This is a genomic window from Pseudomonas sp. RP-B7 (assembly GCF_059803535.1).
On sequence record NZ_JAPFHC010000001.1, the window covers coordinates 612,112 to 631,595 of the forward strand.

The window sequence follows — 19,484 nt, forward strand, 5'->3', positions numbered from 1 at the left end:
CACCGCATTCGCGAGCAAGCCCGCTCCCACATTTTTGACTGCATTCCACCTTTGGGGTTGGGGTTAGCCGTAGAAGTGCGGGCGATCAGGCAAGCTGACTTTCACAATCTGCTCACTGCTCTGCGCTTCGATACATGCATCCGCCGCCACCGCCGCCGCAAAGCCATCCCACGCGGACGGCCCGCCGACCTGGCCGGCACGCACGCTGTCGATAAACGCCTGCAACTCCACGTCATAGGCGCCGATAAACCGATCCTTCCAGTCCATCAGGATCGCATTGGACAACTTCGCTTCACTGCGCAGCTGCACCTGGGACGGCTCCGGCAGCTTGGCAATGCCGGTCTCCCCCACCACTTCGCACTGGATGTCGTAGCCGTATTGGCAGTTCACAAACACCTCCACGTCGATGCGCGTGCCCTTGGCGGTTTCCAGCAGCACGATCTGCGGGTCGCGCAGGTGCGCGAGGGCCTTGCTCGACTTGCGCGGGAACACCACTTGCACCGACACGTAGTCGTCGTTGAGCAACCAGCGCAACACATCCAACTCGTGGATCAGGGTGTCGGTGATCGCCATGTCGGTCTTGTAGTTCTCGCCCACTGTCGGGTTGCGGTGCGCGCAGTGCAGCATCAGTGGCTCGCCGATCTGGCCGCTGTCGATCACCGCCTTGAGTGCGCGATAGCCTTCGTCATACGGACGCATGAACCCGACTTGCACCAGGCGCTTGCCGTAGGCGACTTCGGCGTCGACGATCTTGCGGCAGCCGGCAGCGGTGACTGCCAGGGGTTTTTCGCAGAACACCGGCTTGCCGGCGGCGATGGCGGCGAGCACGAATTCCTCGTGGCTCGGGCCCCAGGACGTGACAAGCACCGCCTCGACCTGCGGCGAGTTGATCAGCGCGTGGCCGTCGGGGTACACCTCGGCGTCCAGCTTCAAATCGGCCACCACCTTGGCGGCCTGCTCGAGATTGATGTCGGTCACCGCCACCACCTGGCTGTTGAGCAGGGTCTGGCTGCAACGACGGATATGGTCCCGGCCAATGGCCCCAGTACCGATGACTCCAAGCTTCAACGACATGTAAAAACTCCTCTTGTTATTAGTACTGCCGGGCCTTCGCCAGCTGTTCATTGAGTTTCTTTGCCGCGGCATTCGTGCGTTCGCTGGTCGATACCTGCGCCACGCCGACCCGCCACCACGACAGGTAGCCGTGCACCATGGTTTTTGGCAGCACCTTGATGTCGATCAGCGTCGACACCGTTTGCGTACGCGCATCGGCCAGCGCCGCTTCAAGTTGCGCCACGGTGCTGACCTTGTAGGTCTTGCAGCCATAGGCCGCCGCGCTCATGGCAAAGTCCACCGGCACCAGGCCGCCGTCGAGCTTGCCGCTCTCGGGGTTGCGGTAGCGGAACTCGGTGCCGAAGCTGTCCATGCCATTGCCGATCTGCAAGTTGTTGATGCAACCAAAGGCCATGTTGTCCAGCAGCACCACGTTGATCTTGCGCCGCTCCTGGATCGAGGTGGCCAGCTCCGAGTGCAGCATCATGTAGGAGCCGTCGCCGACCAACGCATACACCTCCTTGCTTGGCTCGGCGAGTTTCACCCCCAGCGCGGCGTTGATCTCGTAGCCCATGCACGAATAGCCATATTCGACGTGGTAGGTGTTGACGCCCTTGCTGCGCCAGGCGCGTTGCAAGTCGCCGGGCAGGCTGCCGGCAGCGGCGACGATGATCGCGTCGTCGGCCAGGGTCTGGTTGAGTACACCGAGCACGCGGCTCTGGGTCAGGCACGAGCCGGTCAGCTCGATGAATTCACGCAGCACGGCGCGGTCGAGGTGGTCGTCGACTTCGGGCACGAAGCCGTCGCCGCTGTACTCCACCTGATGCACGCGCTCGACTTCGGCGTCGAGCTGCGCCTTGGCCTCGCGCACCTGTTCGCCCCAGCCGCTGCGGTAATCGCCCAACGCATCCGCCAAGGCTTCAAGGGCCAGTTGCGCATCGCCCAGCACTTGCACCGCGTCGAGTTTCAACACATCGCACGGGCTGATGTTGAGGTTGAGGAACTTGACATCGGCATGCTTGAACAGCGATTTGGACGAGGTGGTGAAGTCGGTATAACGCGTGCCGATGCCGATGATCAGGTCGGCCTGCGGTGCCAGCAGGTTGGCCGCCAGGCAGCCGGTTTCGCCAATGCCGCCGACGTTCAGCGGGTGGCTGGAAACCACCGCACTCTTGCCCGCCTGGGTTTCGGCAAAGGGAATCGCGAAGCGCTCGGCGAACGCCTGCAACGCAGCATTCGCGCCGGAGTACTTGACCCCGCCACCACAGATAATCAGCGGCTTGCGCTTGCCACGGAACGCGGCCAGTGCATCGCCGATCATTGCCGCAGTGGCCGGGCGACGGTCGATACGGTGCACGCGTTTTTGCAGGAAATAGTCGGGATAGTCCCAGGCTTCGGCCTGCACATCCTGGGGCAGCGCCAGGGTCACCGCGCCGGTTTCGGCGGGGTCGGTGAGCACGCGCATGGCGTGGATCGCCGCCGTCATCAATTGCTCAGGGCGGTTGATGCGGTCCCAGTATTTGCTCACGGAACGGAACGCGTCGTTGGTGCTGATGCTCAGGTCATGGAACTGTTCGATCTGTTGCAACACCGGGTCAGGCTGGCGGCTGGCGTAGACATCGCCGGGCAACAGCAGCAGCGGGATGCGGTTGGCCGTGGCAGTGGCAGCGGCGGTCAGCATATTCGCCGCGCCGGGGCCGACCGACGCGGTGCACGCGTAGATCTTGCGCCGCAGGTGCTGCTTGGCAAAACCGATGGCGGCATGGGCCATGCCCTGCTCGTTGCGGCCCTGGTGCACCACCAGGTCGCCGCTGTCCTGCTCCAGCGCCTGGCCGAGGCCCAGCACGTTGCCGTGGCCGAAAATGGTGAACACACCGGCGACAAACTTGCTCTCTACGCCATCGACTTCGATGTATTGGTTGTCCAGGAACTTCACCAGGGCCTGGGCCATGGTCAGTCGGGTTGTGGTCATGTCGCGCCCCTTAAAGGTCCAGTAGCCAGCTGTGCTGCGGGTCGTTGTGGAAATGCCAGGCGCGCTTGGGGCCGGCCATCACGTTCAGGTAATAGGACTCGTAGCCGTACGGCACGCTGACCGGGTGATACCCCTTGGGCACCACCACCAGGTCGCTGTTTTCCACGGCCATGGCCTGGTCGATGCTGCGGTCGTCGGTGTACACGCGCTGGAACACAAAGCCCTGGGGCGGGTTGATCTGGTGGTAATAGGTTTCTTCCAGAAAGCTCTGGTGCGGCAAGTCGTCGGTGTCGTGCTTGTGCGGCGGGTAGCTCGACGAATGCCCGGACGGCGTACGCACCTCCACCACCAGCAGCGAATGGGCCGGCTCGCTGTCCGGCAGGATGTCGCACACGTAGCGGGTGTTGGCACCCTTGCCACGCACACTGCGCTTGCACTGTTCGGGGCGGATCAGGCGCGGTTCGTAACCTTCGGCACCGGGGGCGGCGCACACGGCAATCTGCACATCGCTCAACGCGGTGACCTGGGCCACGGTGCCGGGTGGCAAGTAGGCGGCGAACGGCGATTTGTCTTCAAACACCGACTGGCGATCACCGAGGTTCTGCCAGTTGAAGCCCTCGCCCTGGATATTCACCCGGCCGCTGAGCAGCACCAGGCACAGCTCCTTGTCCCCGGCACTGACCGGCAGGGTTTCGCCCAAGCTCAAGCGGTAGGCTTTGAAACCCACGTACTCCAGGCGTCCGTCTTCGAGGGCGACCATGGTTTGCCCGCGTTTGTGGCTCTTGACCAACAGGCTCATGCTTTTGTCCTCTCGGTGAGCAGCGCACGCAGGGTGTCGTAGCCCTTTTTCGCGTAGATATAGCTGGGCGCGACGGCCGGGTCCTGCTCGGCTTCGACCACCAGCCAACCTGCGTAGCGGGCGGCCAGCAGCACGTCGAGCAGCTCGCCAAACTCAATGTCGCCATCGCCGGGCACGGTAAAGGTGCCGTTGACGATGCAATCCGGGAAGCTCCACATCTGGTTGCGCGCCAGTTGCACCACCGGCTTGCGCACGTCCTTGAAGTGCACGTGGCAGACACGGTCGATGTGCTTTTTCAGGACTTCCAGCGGCTCGCCGCCCCCCATGTAGCAATGGCCCGAATCGAACAGCAGGCCGACTTCCGGGCCGGTGCGTTGCATCAGCTGGTCGATGTCTTCCGGGGATTCAACGTAAGCCCCCATATGGTGGTGGTACGCCAGGCGCACGCCCTGGGACAGGGTAAAACGCGCCAGCTCAGTGAGCTTGTCGGCGTAGTCCTGCCAGGCTTGTTCGCTGTGGAACCGCGGGCGTTCGATCAAGCGGATACGTGACCCCTGGATCGAATCGGCGACTTCGCCGTACACCAGCACCGTGGCGCCGTTTTGTTTGAGCAACTCGACGTGCCCGGCGATGGCCTCGATTTCTTCTGCCACCGAGCGCCGCGCCAGGCGGCTGGAGTACCAGCCGGAGACCAGCGCCAGGTCATACGGGCGCAGCACATCGCCGACGCCCTTGGCGTCCTTGGGGAATTTGCCGTTGAGTTCAAAACCTTCGTAGCCGATTTCCTTGCCTTCGCTCAGCGCGGTGCTCAGGGGCGTTTCACCGCCGAGGGCCGGCAGGTCGTCGTTGCTCCAGGAAATCGGGTTGATGCCAATTCGGATTGCGGGCATGGCTGCACCTTTTGTTTTTATCTAACTTAAGCCGGGTGAGATTTGCTTTATGTGGGAGCGGGCTTGCTCGCGAATGCGGTGTGTCAGATAAAGATGCTGTGACTGATACACCGCTTTCGCGAGCAAGCCCGCTCCCACATTTGATTGCATTCCACATTTGAAACTGGGTTCAGGTTCGGGCACTGCGCCAGGCGTTAATTAGCTGTTCGAACGTCGCCTGGACGCGCTGAATCAATGTCTCATCATCAATATCCCCGGCCAGCCACGCACGGCTCGGCTCCTGGAAGATCGTGCGGCCCACGGCGAAACCACGGCAGGTGCTGCTCTGGCTGGCCTGCCGGAAGCCATCGGCAAGGCATTCGGCCGACGCATTCAGCCCCAGCAACACCACCCCACGGCAATACGGGTCGCGTTCCTGGATCAGTTCGTCGAGCTGTTTCCAGTCCTCGGCCGATTGCGCCTCGATCTTCCACCACGCCGGGTAGATGCCCAGGTTGTACAAGCGCTTGAGGCTGCGATACAGCACGTCCGGGTAAGTGGACTGGTGATCCTTGGGCGGGATGACTTCCAGCAACAGCTCATGGCCGCTGACCACGGACGCGTCATACACCGCCTTGAGTTGCGCTTCCTGCTCCAGGCGCAGCAGCGGTTCGTCGTCCGGGTGGTATTGCACCAGGCACTTGATGATTTGTTCCTGGGGCCAGGCGATCAGGTTGCTGCCGAGCGAACGGCCGTGTTCCAGCGCCAGGGGCCGCGAGTTCTGCACCTCCACCGGACGCGCGATCCACCAACCGCGACCGCTGGCGGCGTTGAGCGCATCCTGGCCGAAACGTTGGTCTGCCAACAGGCCCACATCGGCGTCGACGCCCTGCTCGGCGAGCTTGCGCTCCACGCGTTCGATGGCCTGGATAAACAGTTGCTTGATCGCACTGATGCGCGTGGTGTCCTGGCCGCCGCGTTGCGCCAGGTCGACCAATTGCCAGCGGTGATCGAAAGCAAAGATGAACAACTGCTTCCAGGCCTTGCGCGGCACCGTGACGCGGTGCAGGCGTTGCAGGGTTTCGTCCTGGTCGGGACGGGTAATCGGCACCGGGCTGTTGAACAGGTATTCGAGTTCGGCCGGAGTCGGCATGGCCGGGGCGCAGGCGTGGCGCGACACCACAAGGCCGCCGCAGGCGTTGGCCAACTGGCTGCAACGTTCGTCGCTGGCGTCATTGATCCAGCCGCTGAGAAAACCCGACATAAACGCATCGCCGGCGCCGAGGACATTGAGCACTTCAACGCGCACGCCGGGGTAGATCGCACCGTCTTCCAGGTGCGCAGGGATCGCCCCGTGGATCACCGTGCAGCCCTGCGGGCCAAGCTTGACCACCAGGGTCGCCGGGGTCAGTTCACGCACTCGGCGCAGCGCAGTGAGCAAATCTTCACTGCCGCCGGCGATCAGGAATTCTTCTTCAGTGCCGACGATCAGGTCGAACCGCGGCAGGATTTTCTGCACATGGGCGCTGACATTCTGGTCGGCAACAAACCGCGTCTCGCCATCGGCCTTGCCCGCCAGGCCCCACAGCACCGGGCGGTAGTCGATGTCGAGCACACGCTTGACGTTGTGCTTGGCCGCGTAATCCAGGGCCTGGATGCTGGCCTTGTACACACTGTCGGTGGAGAAATGCGTGCCGGTGATCAGCAAGGCTTTGCTGGAGGCGATAAAGGCTTCGTTGATGTCTTCGGCGCGCAGGGCCATGTCGGCGCAGTTTTCGCGGTAGAACACCAGGGGGAAGGTCTCGCGATCCTTGAGCCCGAGCAACACCAGCGCGGTGAGACGTTCCGGGTCGACCTTGATGCCGCTGACATCGCAACCTTCACGGGCCAGGGACTCCACGAGGAAGCGACCCATATGGTCGTCCCCGACCCGGCTCAACATCGCTGACTTGAGCCCAAGCCGTGCGGTGCCGAACGCAATATTGGCGGAGGAACCGCCGAGGTATTTGGCAAAGCTGGACACGTCCTCAAGCCGCGCACCTACTTGCTGCGCATAGAGGTCGACGCCCAGGCGCCCGAGGCAAATCAGATCCAATTGACGCCCACTGGCAAAACGAGTCTGGCCCATGCTGGCTCCTGTTATTTTTATCAGCCTGCGTTGTGCCGCCGTGGCGACGGCAAACGCTCTTGGTGGGTGCAGACTAGAACGTCCGCTGGCAGCAATCAATATTTATTCTAGAATTATTTTTAGTGGAATATTTTTTCCAATACGTCAGCATAGGGGCACGCCAGCCACCGTGCATCGTTTCAGCAGGCCACGCAGGCCGTGATGCCGGGGTATTTTTTTGCGCCTACCCTGTAGACTTGCGCCACCCATCAGCGCAACAGACGAACAAGACAGAAGGATTGCCCATGCCCGAGACCCCTTCACAAGACGCTCTCGCCAGCCCTCCGATCAATGCCGAGCGCCTGTTGCAGCTGATCACCGACGAATACGAAAGCCTGCCGCGCCAGCTCAAGCGCATCGCCAGCTATATGAGCCAACAGAGCGACCGCATCATGGTGGACCGCATCAGCGACATCGCCCGCGAATGCGAAGTGCACCCTTCGGCCATCGTGCGGTTTTCCCAGCGTTTTGGCTTCAGCGGGTTCAGTGAGATGCAGGCGTTGTTCCGCGAGGCCTACACCCACAAGACCACGCCGGTACAGAACTACCAGCAGCGCATCCGCAGCATGATCGCCAACAAATCCCAGAAGGCCAGCGGCGGCGACCTGGCGCGCGAGTGCGTCAACGCGACCTTGTCCGGCATCGAGCGCCTGGGCCTGGAACTGGACGACGCGGCCTTCGAAAAAGCCGTGGACCTGGTGGTGAATGCCGACAACATCTACGTGGTCGGCGTGCGCCGCTCGTTCGCGGTGGCCGACTACCTGGTCTACAACCTGCAGCACACCAACAAGCGCATCCACTTGATCTCGGGCCTGGGCGGCAGCTACCGCGAGCAGATGCGCAGCGTGCGCGCCAATGACCTGGTGATCGCCATCAGCTTCACGCCCTACGGCAAAGAGACCCAGCACTGCCTGCGTATCGCCCAGCACCATCAGGCCAAGACGTTGATCATCACCGACAGCAACCTGTCGCCTCTGGCCAAGCGGGCGAACGCGGTGCTGCTGGTGAATGAGGGGTCGTCATTTGCCTTCCGCTCATTGAGCGCGACGTTGTGTTTGTGCCAGGCGTTGTTTATTGCGGTGGCGTATCGCTTGGAGTTGAAGGTGGATGAGATTCATGAGCAGGTTGGGTTCGACGATTGACCCTGGCGATACTGCAGCCTGACTGCAAGAAGATATTGCACCTCCCCGCAGTCAGCGCAAGAACGTCATTTAGGATCATAGATATCGAATTGCGTCTTCATGGAAAAGCGAGTGCCGTCAGACAGCTCGAATGATGCGTCGAAACTACCCGCTGACCTATCGTTTTCTGGGCGCGAGGTAAAGCTCAGTACCCCAGATATACTTCGGGCGAAGAGTCGGTCTGCAATACGATGAATCTCGATCCGCGCCCCGCCGGGTTGCGCAAGATCAAATGTATCGCCTAGTGCATCCGTGGAGAGGAACACGCCGACAAGGGTGTTATAAACCGGTAGGTCCTGATCAAATTGCCTGGCCTTTGTCCAACTGTAGGGAGGAAGGGGAATATCTGGGTCTCCCTCCAGCCGGGATATTTGCACCTCATCGGACCTGAAACTCAGGCTCGGAAAGGGCCCGCCTGAAAAGTTGCCATGCATCTGGCCCACCCCTAGAACGGATGGATCGCCGAAGGGAAGACTCACGACCGACCTTGTCAAACCGGCGAGATCCAAGGTGCCGTTGTCACTCGCGATCACCTCATTATTCCACCGCCCTTTTACGCCAGTGAAACTGCCCGTCAGATGATTATTGTTGTCCAGGGCTACCGTGACGGTGCCTTCATAGAACGTATAGATCTTCAGCTCACCCAGATAAGTGGCCGAGTAATCACCTTTCACCGACGTCGAGTCTGAAAAATCATATACCCGACTCCCTCCTCCGGGAGTCAAGTCTGAGAATTCAAAGAAGAACGTGTGGGCACTAAACAGCCCTGCTGGAAACACTTGACGGCTTAGCACGGTGAACGAATTACCCGATTGCCATAAAAAATTTTGCCCGGTCGCCGAATCGAAACGGTGACTGCCGGGAGGGACTTGAAGATTTTCAACCTGAGCTTTGACATAGCCCGAAGTTTCAAGTGATTGAGCAACGCTGGACTGGTTCATGGGATTAATCTCACTGTTCCGGAGCATTGGAGTTTCATCTCCAACCTATCAACAAGGTCCGTGCGTGCCTACTGTCAACTCTGACAGGTATGATGAGGTGTATTTCCGCGATACCGCCCATGGCTTCCTGGCCTGGGCCGTTGCCACGTTGGTGGCCGCAACGCTGATCGTCGGTTCTGTCAGCAGTGTCGTTGGCGACAGCGTGCAGGCCGGCCAGGCGGACGCCGAGGCGCGCATCGACAAGGTGTATGGCGATGCCCGTAAAGCCGTTGAGGATGCCAAGCTCAAAGCCAAGCAGGCCGAGGATACTGTTGCGAAGGTGGCTGCCTATGCCTCGCTGTGGACCTTCATTACCCTGCTGATCGGCGCGTTCATGGGCTGCATCGCTGCCTTTGGGTGCGGAGGGGGCCACGCAGCCTTGGAGTTATCACCAGTGATTCAAACGGCCATTCCCAAGTGCACGAAATCCAACGTACAACGGTTTGTTAGTTCAATGGGTAGTAAAAAATCTTCTTCTCATACCTTTCATAGTTAGCAGTATTCAGAGGTTTCCGCAGTCCCTATAGTCGAGCTGAGGTTGCGGATTTAAGTCTCTCATAAGCGAGGTGTTGATATGACACAGGCAGCCGCGAGTGAAACAAAGGGTTCAGCGCCTGAAAGGGTTGATGTCGGCGGCGGCGCTCGGCGTGATCATACGGTTCTACCCAAAAACCGGGCTGAATGATATGCGAACTTGCATGCAGGGTGGCTTATAACTGGCGTTCGAGATAACCGATAGTTTTATACCTGTCAATGTTGACAGTGTCTTTTGGTTTTCTTTGTGGGGTATCGTTGATCTGACGTGTGGACGACACATCATTGTTTAACCTGATAGAGGACGTATGAGATGACGCAGTCAACGAACCAAAAGGGAGGACAGACAATAGGTCTAGTCACCGCGGACGTTCACAGCCCCAATAGTATTCCGCCTTATTTCAAGTTTAAATCGGGTGCGGAAGTGAGCATGTATCGTGACAATGGAAATATAAACATATTTGTTATTGAGCGCTTTTCAAGCGGTCACTTGGAGTCCCATAGTATTTACATTGAGGTTCCCGATATGCTGCCCGGCGGACAGGCCACTTATGACCTTTCAAACTCCACCGACGTCAGGGCGCGTTACGCTGCTACTCGGGGTGGGGTGTATAAAACATTTAGGTTCGAAGAGGGCACGTTGAGCGTTGCACTTGATCCAAGCGACACTTTAAACGGTAATTTTCAGGGTGTGGCTCGTTGGAATGAGGAACACGCTGTTTTTACCTTTGGCCAGATAAGTCTAAAGGGTTTTATCACGCCTGATTCAGCGTTCGGTTATCAAGGCGCCGCTCTTCCTGGTACAGGCACTATGCACGGCAGCGTGGGAGGTGGCCCCTTCCCTCATCCCAGCTTTACGGCCACTGACGTTGAACTGAAGTACTGGCCGGAAACTTCTTTGCCTGAAAACAAGGCGCGGTGGACCATAACCGGGCAATGGAAAAATGCCTCCTTTCCCCACGCAGTGAATTCTATCGCTATTAAACTCGACGCTGATCAAACTGGCAGTTCGTTTGATTTATCTCCCAATGACAAGGTATATGTTTCTTACCTTAACTGGAGCAATTCATACTATGGCCAAAGTTTCAGTGGAATACTCAATTTTGTCACGCGCCCCGAAACCGGCACAGCGGAAGGCACGGTTGACTGCACATTAAGCGGGGCTGGCTATCCGGATTTTTCGGTAAAATTCACGTTTAAAATTTCATAAGGCCAGTTTGATACTTTTACCGATCACCCCGAGTTATCCTTCATGGCAGTAAGTCTGCAATGGGGTGGGATCCTCGGTCCTATAATAGTTGATGATCATGGCCGTTTTTCAATGGGGCTGCGTCGGATTGTTGTGCGCTAGCAATTGCGGATATGGCTCAGGGGGGGACGCGGCCGTTTGACTTTTCGGACCCTGCTCAGATGGTTGGTCATTACTACGTTAAGCGCGATGTTTAAGGATGGGCCAGGTTGGGGTCAGGTTTCAATGCGACCCAGGTATACCGGATTTATGAGCCTGGCTTTCCTACGAAAATTCAAAGCCAGACGTTTATTGATTGAGGACGATCAATTCTCGAATCCCACCTGCTCGTGAATCTCATCCACCTTCAATTCCAAGCGGTACGCCACCGCCATAAACAACGCCTGGCACAAACACAACGTCGCATGAACAAGTTGGGTTTGATGATTAATTCAACGGGAGACGACCTCCCGGCATCCTTAAGCACCGCTGCCATAAAAACCAAATGACTACCGGACTAAGAATTCTGCAATCACTTGATAATCAGTGGCGGCATTCCCACGCATGCGGCAATCGAAGGAACCTCGAGCTTCCCCCGTTCCAGGGAGAGCACTGAATTTCAAAACACCCGTGTACGCCGAACCAATAAGGGAATGGCTGTGAATGGTATAACTGACACTCGCTTTGTCATCACTGGATAAATCGTATTCGGGATCGTCCTGACCCTCAACGAGTGTGATAACGATGACGCGCGTGACAGCGGGTTGCCCGGCAACCCAAAACCCGCGAACTAGCCAGTAGGCCGGCTGAGAACCCCACTGGGGCACGTAAATCCGCTCCACATCAGTGGCTATAAAATCAGAGACACTATCCGGGCCTCCATCGATAAAACCCGCTATGTACCCTTCTCCGATGACTGATCCAGACGGAGTCATTCTACTCGACGGCACTGCTTCAAAACCTTTCAGATCCAAGTCGCCAGCTGTGATCGTTACCTCATTGCCCAATCCTGAGTAGGCCTTGCCGGAAAACGTCGCTGTCAAATGATCACCGCTACTGGCAAGCGAAACCGTCATCGTTCCGGAGGCGAACGTGTGGGGTTTACTGGATTGATGGTTATTGACTGTGTAGGTGGAAAAAATCTCAGACGGGCTTGAAAAATCAAACGTTACATTAGTTTCCCCGGGATTTAAGTCGCGAAACCTAAACGTCAAAAAATGACCCGTCATACCAATATGCGAAAGGCTTTGCCGAACACTTATATAAATTCTTCCATCACGCCTCCACATCCGTGTATTAGTACCATCATCTTTAAACTTATAGGTGGGAGGCGAAATTTCAATATTGTGTATATCCGCCTGTGCCGTTCCGATGGTTTGATTATTCGTCACACTCGCTGAATGAGTCATCTGCGCCTCCGTTACCGCCAGTAAGTTACCTTTGTGTAGGGGACATCACCCTACGGCCCATGCTAGTAGCCCCCCGTAAAACGTGTCTACTGTGAAACCTGACAGGTATTACAGCGGCACATCAGGTGTACGCTGCTGGAATGACAAATTGCGCAGCTGATCGAGAATCCGTGCGCGAACCCAGTAGATCATCGGTACCGGGATCAAGCTCACCGATGCGCCATGGCGTAGGGCCAGGGCCTGATAGGTATGACAATTTGAATGTCGTTAACATCCCGCCAATCACGGCGCGCAAGCTGGTCCAAGTGAATCTTGACCCCCTCTTAACAGTTGAGCTAACGCATCGCCGTGAAAACGGATCTGCGCCAGCGTCAACGCGGTGTAGCCGATGATCACCGCTGGTGGCAATGCCGCTTCATGACAGAACTTGCCCAGCGGTTGCAGTGTTAAACCCGCCTCGGCGGCACGTGTGCAAAACACGCCCTCCTGCACACCCGTGGGCAACCACAACACAAAGTGCAACCCTGCCTGCTGGCCGCTGACCGTACAATGCTCCACCAGGCACGCGAGCAGCGCATCGCGCCGCGCCTGATACGCCTGGCGTGAAGCACGCAAATGCCGCACAAAGGCGCCGCTGCGCAGAAACTCCACCAACCCCAACTGATCCGTGGCCCCCACCGAATGCCCGGTGAGTTGCAACGTGCGCAGCAGCGAGCGGCGCAGTCGCTTGGGCACCACCATGAAGCCGACCCGCAACCCAGGGAACAGGTTCTTGTTGAAGCTGCCGCAGTAGATCACCCGGTCGCCACTGTCCAGGGACTTGAGTGCCGCCAGCGGTGCGGCGTTGTAGTTGTATTCGCTGTCGTAGTCATCTTCGACCACCCAGGCATCGGCGCGGGCGGCCCAGTCCAGCAGGGCCAGGCGCCGCGAGACTGACAGGGTCATGCCCAGCGGCGCCTGATGGGCAGGCGTGACGTAGGCCAGGCGTGCCGTATCAGGGAGTTGGTCGGTGTCGAGACCGTCGTTGGTAACGGGAATGCCGTGGACATACGCGCCCGCCAGACCGAACAAGCGTCGCGCCGGCGGATAACCGGGGTCTTCCACACACGCGGTGTCACCCGGTTTGAGCACGGTGCGGGCAATCAGGTCGAGGGCATGGCGAATACCGCTGGTGACAACCACTTCATCCGCCTCGCACTGCATGCCGCGATAGCTGCGCAGGTAGGCGGCGATCTGTGCGCGCAACTCAGGCAGGCCAGCGGGATGGGCCGCTTCGAGCACGCCCGGGCCCGCCGTCAGCACGCCACGGGAAATGCAGCGGGCCCAGGCCTTCAAGTCAAACAGGCTGGCATCCGGGCGCCGGGCAACGAAGGGCACATGGCTTTGCACGCCGGCGTCCGGTTGATCGGGCACCGCCTCGCGGCGCGGCGCGGCACTCGTCACGGGGGCTGCAATAAATTGCTCCGGGATCACCGCACACACCCGCGTGCCAGAGCCGGCCAGCCGCTGCACATAGCCTTCGCTGTGCAGCCGATCAAATGCCGCTTCCAATGTGCCACGGGACACCAGCCAACGCTGCGCCAGGCTGCGGGTGGATGGCAAGCGGCTGCCGGCCGGCAACTGCCGATTGAGGATCGCCGCGCGCAGGGCATCGTAGGCGCCCTGCTGTTTCCCGGTGTCCAGGCTGTCGGGGCGCGGCAGGTCCAGGGCAGGTGCAGCTTTTCCGCGGCTCATAGTGGTCCAGTCAGTTCAGCCGTAAGTGGCTCTCAGGATTAAACCACAATGCCGCTAGAGTTTTAGTCCTCCCCCTTGCGAAGAAACTTCCCATGACCCAACGCGCCCTTTCCACCAGCTTCTGGCTGGTGCTGCTGACGGTACTGATCGCCCTGCCGCGCATCACCCTGGACATGCACCTGCCTGCCCTGCCGGCCATGGCCGACTACTTCCACAGCAGCGACAGCCAACTGCAACTGACCTTGACCCTGTACACCCTCGGTTCGGCGATTTCCCTGCTGGTGGCCGGCCCGCTCACCGACCACTTCGGCCGCCGCCCGGTGCTGCTGGCGGGGCTGCTGCTGTATGTCGTCGCGACCGTGGCCTGTGCCCTGGCCGACAGCCTCACGGTGCTGATCATCGCCCGGCTGTTCCAGGCCCTCGGCGGTTGCTGCACCACGGTGATCGGCCGCGTGATCGTGCGTGACTACTTCGACCGCCACGAGCAGGCGCGCTTACTGGGGCTGATCTCCATGGCCATGGCCGTCTCGCCGATGGCCGCACCGGTGCTGGGCAGCCTGATGCTGCCCTTCATCGATTGGCGCGGCTTGTTTGTGCTGCTGGCCGTGATTGGCGCCGTGCTGTGCCTGGCGGTGTATCGCCGCCTGCCCGAGACCCGTCCGCCAGCCGTCGCCGCCGCGCCGCCGAGCAATCTGTTGCGCATTTACAGCCAACTCCTGCGCGACCGATATTTCCTGCGCTATTCCCTGGCCATCGGCTGCGTGTACAGCACATATTTCCCGTTCATTGCAGAGTCATCGGCGTTGTTGCAGCGGGGCTACGGCCTGTCTGCCACGGCCTATGCCCTGGTGTTTGCGGCGACCATCAGCGGCTACATGCTCGGCGCGAACCTGTTTCGCCGGCTGGTGCTACGGTTCGAACCAGACCGGTTGATCGCTGGCGCCATCGCGTTGAATGTGCTGGGCAGCATGATGCTCGCGGCGGCGACCACCGTGTTGCCGGGCGAATGGCTGGCGATCGTGTCGCCGATGGTGGTGATAATGGTGTCGGTGGGGATGGTGATTCCAGCCTGTCAGCTGGCGGTGTTGCAGCCTTACGGCGCGATTGCCGGGACGGCGTCGGGATTGTTCTTTTTTACCCAGATGTTGTTGACGGCGGTGAGCAGTTGGGCGACGGGGATGTTGTCCGATGGTACATCCAAGCCCTTGGTGATCATGACCGCTTTGGCGAGTGCACTACTGGTGGTCAGTTGGCTGACCCTGCGCAAAACCCAATGTGGGAGCGGGCAAGCCCGCTCCCACATTTTGAGCGAGTAAGGCTCAGGATTAGTGCATGAAAATCGCAATCAGGATGATGACCGGGATAGGCACCCCGAGGAACCACAGCAGTAATGAGCGCATGATGTTCTCCTTGAATTAACGGACAAAGTGTTCGGTTTCGACGTACACCACGGCATCGCGACGGCGACCGCCGTAGGTGGCAGCGAAGCTGGCAAAGAACGCGCCGATCAGCAGGGCAATGAAGGTCCACAGCGAGGTATAGGCAGCCACCTTCGCAGCAGTATCCGCGGCCTGCTTGGCTTTGAGCTTGGCGTCCTCAACGGCTTTACGGGCATCGCCATAGACCTTGTCGATCCGCGCTTCGGCGTCGGCCTGGCTGAGGTTGGTGCGCTGGCTGATCAACTGGGCCAGGTAGGCACGGTCTTCGGCGGCGAGCTGGCCGTCGTTGCTCAGGGTGCGGGCGAAGATGCGCGCTACCACGCCGTGGGCCGCGTCATCGCTGACGGCAACCGGGCGGTTGTCGCGGAACAGGCTGTCGACGTAATAGCCGAAGTCGTCGCCCTTCACCGCCGTACCGACCGCCTGGGTCATGCCCGAGGCCACGCTGGCACCGGCTTTCAGGCCACCGCCGACGACACTGCTGACGGAGCCGACGATCAAGGTTGCCGCCACCAGCGTGGCGACGGCCCAGGACAGGAAGCCATGGGCGGTATCGCGAAAGTACACCTCATCGCCATGCATATTGGCCCACTTCACCCGCAACCGACCGGCGATGTAACCGCCCAGGCCCGACGCGACGATCTGGGTAAAGGCCAGCCAGATAATCGTGGAAATGCCCAGTCCCTTGGCACTGATACCGCTGTCGGCCCACGGCGATACCGCCGAAAAGCCCAGGCCGAAGCCCAGCAGTACCAGGATCAGGGAAAATGCCGCCGCAGCGGCGGCCCCGGCAAAAATCGCGCCCCAGGAAACCCCGGAGCGCGTGCTCGATTCTTGCAACGTGGATGAGGATGTGATCATTGTTGTTTTGCTCCCGGCAGGAAAAATGGTGTTACATGTCTCGGGAGGGACAGTGCAGGCACCATGCCAGCCGCCTGAAAATTAAATACCTAATATATTCAACAAGTTAAATAACTTGAACTTCCTAGGACCATGCAACTTGCAAGAACAGCCTCCTCCGGGCAGGCGTTATGCAACCTCCAGCCGAACTCGGTCAGTGTGGGAGCGGGCTTGCTCGCGAATGCGGTCTTTCGGAAACAAGTGTGTTGGCTGGCAGACCGCTTTCGCGAGCAAGCCAGCTCCCACATTGACCAGCGCCAGCCAGTAAAAAACCCGTTGGTTGCGCCAACATGAAGTTTAATTTAGGAAGCGTTCAGGCATTTCTTGGCAAAATGTCCGCACTTCTAGTGTGAATCGCTCACCAGGTAATCCTATGACCCGCATTTTGACCATCGAGGATGACGCCGTAACAGCCCGCGAGATCGTTGCCGAGCTGAGTAGCCATGGACTGGACGTAGATTGGGTAGATAACGGCCGCGAAGGCCTGGTCCGCGCCGTGAGCGGCGATTACGACCTGATCACCCTCGACCGTATGCTCCCGGAGCTCGATGGCCTGGCCATCGTCACCACCCTGCGCACCATCGGGGTGTCGACGCCGATCCTGATGATCAGCGCCCTCTCCGACGTCGACGAGCGTGTGCGCGGCTTGCGCGCCGGCGGTGATGACTACCTGACCAAACCTTTCGCCTCCGATGAAATGGCCGCCCGCGTCGAGGTGCTGCTGCGACGCAAGAGCACGGTCAAGGAATTCGAAACCGCACTGCGCGTGGCCGACCTGGAGCTGAACCTGATCAGCCGCGAAGCCAGCCGCGCCGACCAGCCGTTGAGCCTGCTGCCCACCGAATACAAGTTGCTCGAATTCCTGATGCGCAATACCGGGCAGATCCTCTCGCGGATGATGATTTTCGAGGAAGTCTGGGGCTATCACTTCGACCCCGGCACCAACCTGATCGACGTGCACATCGGCCGTCTGCGCAAGAAAATCGATCCACCGGGCCTCACGCCGCTGATCCGCACGGTACGAGGTTCCGGTTATGTCATTGCTGAACCCCTCTAAGGGCTGGCGCTCGTCCAGCAGCCGCTTGCTGGCGCTGTACAGCTCGCTGTTCGTGGCCTGGAGTTGCATCCTCATGGGGGTGCTGTATTACGAAGTGTCCGGTTACCTGAGCGACTTGTCGCGCCACTCGCTGATGCAACGCCAGCACCTGTTCCAGCGCTTCGACGGTGAGGAACTGGTGGAAGCGCTGACCACCAGCATGACCTTCGACATGAAGGGCGTGGACGCCTACGGCCTGTTCGACGAGCAATTCAACCCGCTCAGTGGCCCGATCCGCGCCGTGCCGCCCGACCTGCCGCTGGACGGCAAGATCCACACCCTGGCCAACTGCGTCGACTCCAACGACCCCAAGTTGCCCAAGGACAGCTGCGACGCCGTCGCCACCCACACCGACGACGGCCGCTGGCTGGTGCTGGTGCGCGCCAATGGTTCGCTGTTTGGCGTGACCCGGATCATCTGGCATGCGCTGCTATGGGCGCTGTCGTTGACCATCATCCCCGGTGCCGCTGGCTGGCACCTGCTGCGCCGCCGCCCATTGCGGCGCATTCGCGGCATTCAGGCCAGCGCCGAGGCCATCGTCGCCGGCGACCTGACCCACCGCCTGCCGCTGTCGAATCGGCGTGACGAACTGGACATGCTTGCCGCCATCGTCAATGCCATGCTCGACCGCATCGAAAAGCTGATGAACGAGGTCAAGGGCGTGTGCGACAACATCGCCCACGACCTGCGCACCCCGCTGACCCGCCTGCGTGCGCAGCTTTATCGCATCCGCCAAGAGGCCGAACAGGACTCCAACTACGCGGTAAAACTGGACGATGCGATCACCGAAACCGACACCCTGATGGCGCGCTTTCGCGGCTTGCTGCGCATCTCGGAGCTGGAAGACCACCAGCGCCGCTCGGGCTTCCTGGTGATGGACCCGCTGCCGCTGCTGCGCGAACTGCATGACTTCTACCTGCCGCTGGCCGAAGAAGGCGAGCTGCAACTGGTGCTCGATACGCCGGAGTCGCTGCCGTGGATCACCGGCGACCGTGCCCTGTTGTTCGAGGCCCTGGCCAACCTGCTGAGCAACTCGATCAAGTTCTCCCCGCCAGGCGGCGAAGTGATCTTGCGTGCGCTGAACGACGCCGGCAGCACCCGCATCGAAGTGCACGACTCCGGGCCCGGCATCCCGATTGCCGAACGCAACGCGGTGTTCCAGCGCTTCTATCGCGTGGATGAAAATGACCAGCAAGGCGGGTTTGGCTTGGGCTTGTCGATTGTCGCGGCGATCATCAACTTGCACGGGTTCAAGTTGGAAGTGGGCAGCAGTGAAAGCGGCGGTGCGCGGTTGGTGCTGGAGTGCCGGCAGCAGCTCATGCCCGAGTAACCCAGGCACCACAAAACCCTGTGGGAGCGGGCTTGCCCGCTCCCACATTGGACTTGCAGCGCCAGCTAGATCAGGTCAGAAGTTCGCCCGCAGCGCCTCAACCCCACCCTTGTAGACACCGGCAAACAGCTCTTCCACCGCGGCATCCGTCACACCGTCCACCGGCGTGAACACACCCGACCAGGTGACTTTGGCCGACGCGTCAGTCAAGGCTTCAACCTGCAACGTCGCCAGGTAAGCACTGACCGGGAACGGCGATTGTTCGATGGTGTAGCTGTAGGTACGCCCGACGTTATCAAACGTCTGCATACGCTCCACGATCACGCCACCGTCGGCGGTCGTCAGGTGACGCAGACGCCCGCCTTCACTCGGCTCACTCTTGACGATCAACGGCAACCAGTCCGGCAGGCTGTTGAAGCCGCCGACCAATTGCCAGACCTGATCGGCCGATACAGGGATTTCAATCACAGAAGACGCTGTTGCCACGATAAATACTCCAGAAAATGGAAAACAATTCAGATCGCCATGCTGACGCCCCCACCGCCGTCGCCCCGCAACGCGGCACCGGTTGTCGCAAAAAAAAGCCGTGAAGCAATGTACGCCACACGATCGGCGACTTCACCCACATTCGTCGCCCGCAGGATTGCAGGGCTGGCTCGCGGGTTTTCGAAGCGAACCTGTGGCGGTGGGTGGAGAGGTTCCGCCAGGCACTCACCGAGCCTTGTGGCAACTCGTCCTGTACCTGTCAGAAGTGACAGTTGTGCCGCCTTCGATCCGGGCGTTTACTGGCGTT

15 protein-coding genes and 3 pseudogenes are annotated in these 19,484 nt (G+C 59.8%); 6 read left to right on the forward strand and 12 right to left on the reverse strand.

Going from position 1 to position 19,484, the window contains the following annotated elements:
* Positions 1-63 precede the first annotated feature (63 nt).
* The 5 genes from iolG to OPU96_RS02710 all read right to left on the reverse strand — a co-directional run bounded on the left by iolG (position 64) and on the right by OPU96_RS02710 (position 6,821).
* Positions 64-1,074: a bifunctional inositol 2-dehydrogenase/D-chiro-inositol 1-dehydrogenase gene (gene iolG, locus OPU96_RS02690; RefSeq protein WP_192299740.1), complete on the reverse strand. Its 1,011-nt coding sequence runs from the start codon at positions 1,072-1,074 to the stop codon at positions 64-66.
* Between the two features lie 19 nt (positions 1,075-1,093).
* Positions 1,094-3,025: a 3D-(3,5/4)-trihydroxycyclohexane-1,2-dione acylhydrolase (decyclizing) gene (gene iolD, locus OPU96_RS02695; protein ID WP_305392527.1), complete on the reverse strand. Its 1,932-nt coding sequence runs from the start codon at positions 3,023-3,025 to the stop codon at positions 1,094-1,096.
* Positions 3,026-3,035: 10 nt separating this feature from the next.
* Entirely contained in the window at positions 3,036-3,824 is a 789-nt protein-coding gene (iolB, locus tag OPU96_RS02700) for a 5-deoxy-glucuronate isomerase (RefSeq protein WP_192299742.1), read from the reverse strand.
* On the reverse strand, positions 3,821-4,714 hold the full coding sequence (iolE, locus tag OPU96_RS02705; RefSeq protein WP_226457187.1) for a myo-inosose-2 dehydratase: 894 nt from the start codon (positions 4,712-4,714) through the stop codon (positions 3,821-3,823). The genes iolB and iolE overlap by 4 nt, the downstream gene beginning before the upstream one ends.
* 169 nt (positions 4,715-4,883) lie before the next feature.
* Positions 4,884-6,821, reverse strand: coding sequence for a bifunctional 5-dehydro-2-deoxygluconokinase/5-dehydro-2-deoxyphosphogluconate aldolase (locus OPU96_RS02710; RefSeq protein WP_498558600.1), 1,938 nt, complete (start codon positions 6,819-6,821; stop codon positions 4,884-4,886).
* A 284-nt stretch (positions 6,822-7,105) separates the two neighbouring features.
* On the opposite strand from OPU96_RS02710, the gene OPU96_RS02715 reads away from it, so the two are divergent.
* Entirely contained in the window at positions 7,106-8,002 is an 897-nt protein-coding gene (locus OPU96_RS02715; RefSeq protein WP_192299745.1) for a MurR/RpiR family transcriptional regulator, read from the forward strand.
* A gap of 65 nt (positions 8,003-8,067) precedes the next feature.
* Here the strand turns inward: OPU96_RS02715 and OPU96_RS02720 are convergent, their stop codons facing one another.
* Positions 8,068-8,982: a hypothetical protein gene (locus OPU96_RS02720; RefSeq protein ID WP_498558601.1), complete on the reverse strand. Its 915-nt coding sequence runs from the start codon at positions 8,980-8,982 to the stop codon at positions 8,068-8,070.
* 91 nt (positions 8,983-9,073) lie between these two features.
* Here OPU96_RS02720 and OPU96_RS02725 point away from each other — a divergent pair.
* Both OPU96_RS02725 and OPU96_RS02730 read left to right on the forward strand, forming a co-directional pair.
* Positions 9,074-9,373 (forward strand): annotated as a pseudogene (locus OPU96_RS02725) (hypothetical protein); the annotation flags it as partial.
* A 495-nt stretch (positions 9,374-9,868) separates the two neighbouring features.
* A complete protein-coding gene (locus tag OPU96_RS02730) occupies positions 9,869-10,765 on the forward strand; it encodes a hypothetical protein (RefSeq protein ID WP_498558602.1) in 897 nt (298 codons plus the stop codon).
* 344 nt (positions 10,766-11,109) lie between these two features.
* Here the strand turns inward: OPU96_RS02730 and OPU96_RS02735 are convergent.
* The 3 genes and pseudogenes from OPU96_RS02735 to pdxR all read right to left on the reverse strand — a co-directional run.
* Positions 11,110-11,208 (reverse strand): annotated as a pseudogene (locus OPU96_RS02735) (MurR/RpiR family transcriptional regulator); the annotation flags it as partial.
* An 84-nt stretch (positions 11,209-11,292) separates the two neighbouring features.
* Complete coding sequence (locus OPU96_RS02740; protein ID WP_498558603.1) at positions 11,293-12,192, reverse strand: hypothetical protein; 900 nt, start codon at positions 12,190-12,192, stop codon at positions 11,293-11,295.
* A 282-nt stretch (positions 12,193-12,474) separates the two neighbouring features.
* Positions 12,475-13,926, reverse strand: coding sequence for a MocR-like pyridoxine biosynthesis transcription factor PdxR (gene pdxR / locus OPU96_RS02745; RefSeq protein WP_305392522.1), 1,452 nt, complete (start codon positions 13,924-13,926; stop codon positions 12,475-12,477).
* 92 nt (positions 13,927-14,018) lie between these two features.
* On the opposite strand from pdxR, the gene OPU96_RS02750 reads away from it, so the two are divergent.
* Positions 14,019-15,242: a multidrug effflux MFS transporter gene (locus OPU96_RS02750; protein ID WP_498558604.1), complete on the forward strand. Its 1,224-nt coding sequence runs from the start codon at positions 14,019-14,021 to the stop codon at positions 15,240-15,242.
* Positions 15,243-15,341: 99 nt separating this feature from the next.
* Here the strand turns inward: OPU96_RS02750 and OPU96_RS02755 are convergent, their stop codons facing one another.
* Entirely contained in the window at positions 15,342-16,226 is an 885-nt protein-coding gene (locus OPU96_RS02755; protein WP_498558605.1) for a hypothetical protein, read from the reverse strand.
* A gap of 412 nt (positions 16,227-16,638) precedes the next feature.
* Here OPU96_RS02755 and OPU96_RS02760 point away from each other — a divergent pair, with 412 nt between their 5' ends.
* Together OPU96_RS02760 and OPU96_RS02765 are read left to right on the forward strand one after the other, a co-directional pair.
* Complete coding sequence (locus OPU96_RS02760) at positions 16,639-17,322, forward strand: response regulator transcription factor (protein WP_010564812.1); 684 nt, start codon at positions 16,639-16,641, stop codon at positions 17,320-17,322.
* A complete protein-coding gene (locus OPU96_RS02765; protein WP_226457179.1) occupies positions 17,300-18,691 on the forward strand; it encodes a sensor histidine kinase in 1,392 nt (463 codons plus the stop codon). The genes OPU96_RS02760 and OPU96_RS02765 overlap by 23 nt, the downstream gene beginning before the upstream one ends.
* 75 nt (positions 18,692-18,766) lie before the next feature.
* On the opposite strand, the gene OPU96_RS02770 is transcribed toward OPU96_RS02765, so the two are convergent.
* Positions 18,767-19,177 (reverse strand): SRPBCC family protein, encoded by a 411-nt coding sequence (locus OPU96_RS02770; RefSeq protein WP_305392520.1) that lies wholly within the window; start codon positions 19,175-19,177, stop codon positions 18,767-18,769.
* Positions 19,178-19,206: 29 nt separating this feature from the next.
* Positions 19,207-19,335 (reverse strand): annotated as a pseudogene (locus tag OPU96_RS02775) (oxidoreductase); the annotation flags it as partial.
* Between the last annotated feature and the right edge of the window lie 149 nt (positions 19,336-19,484).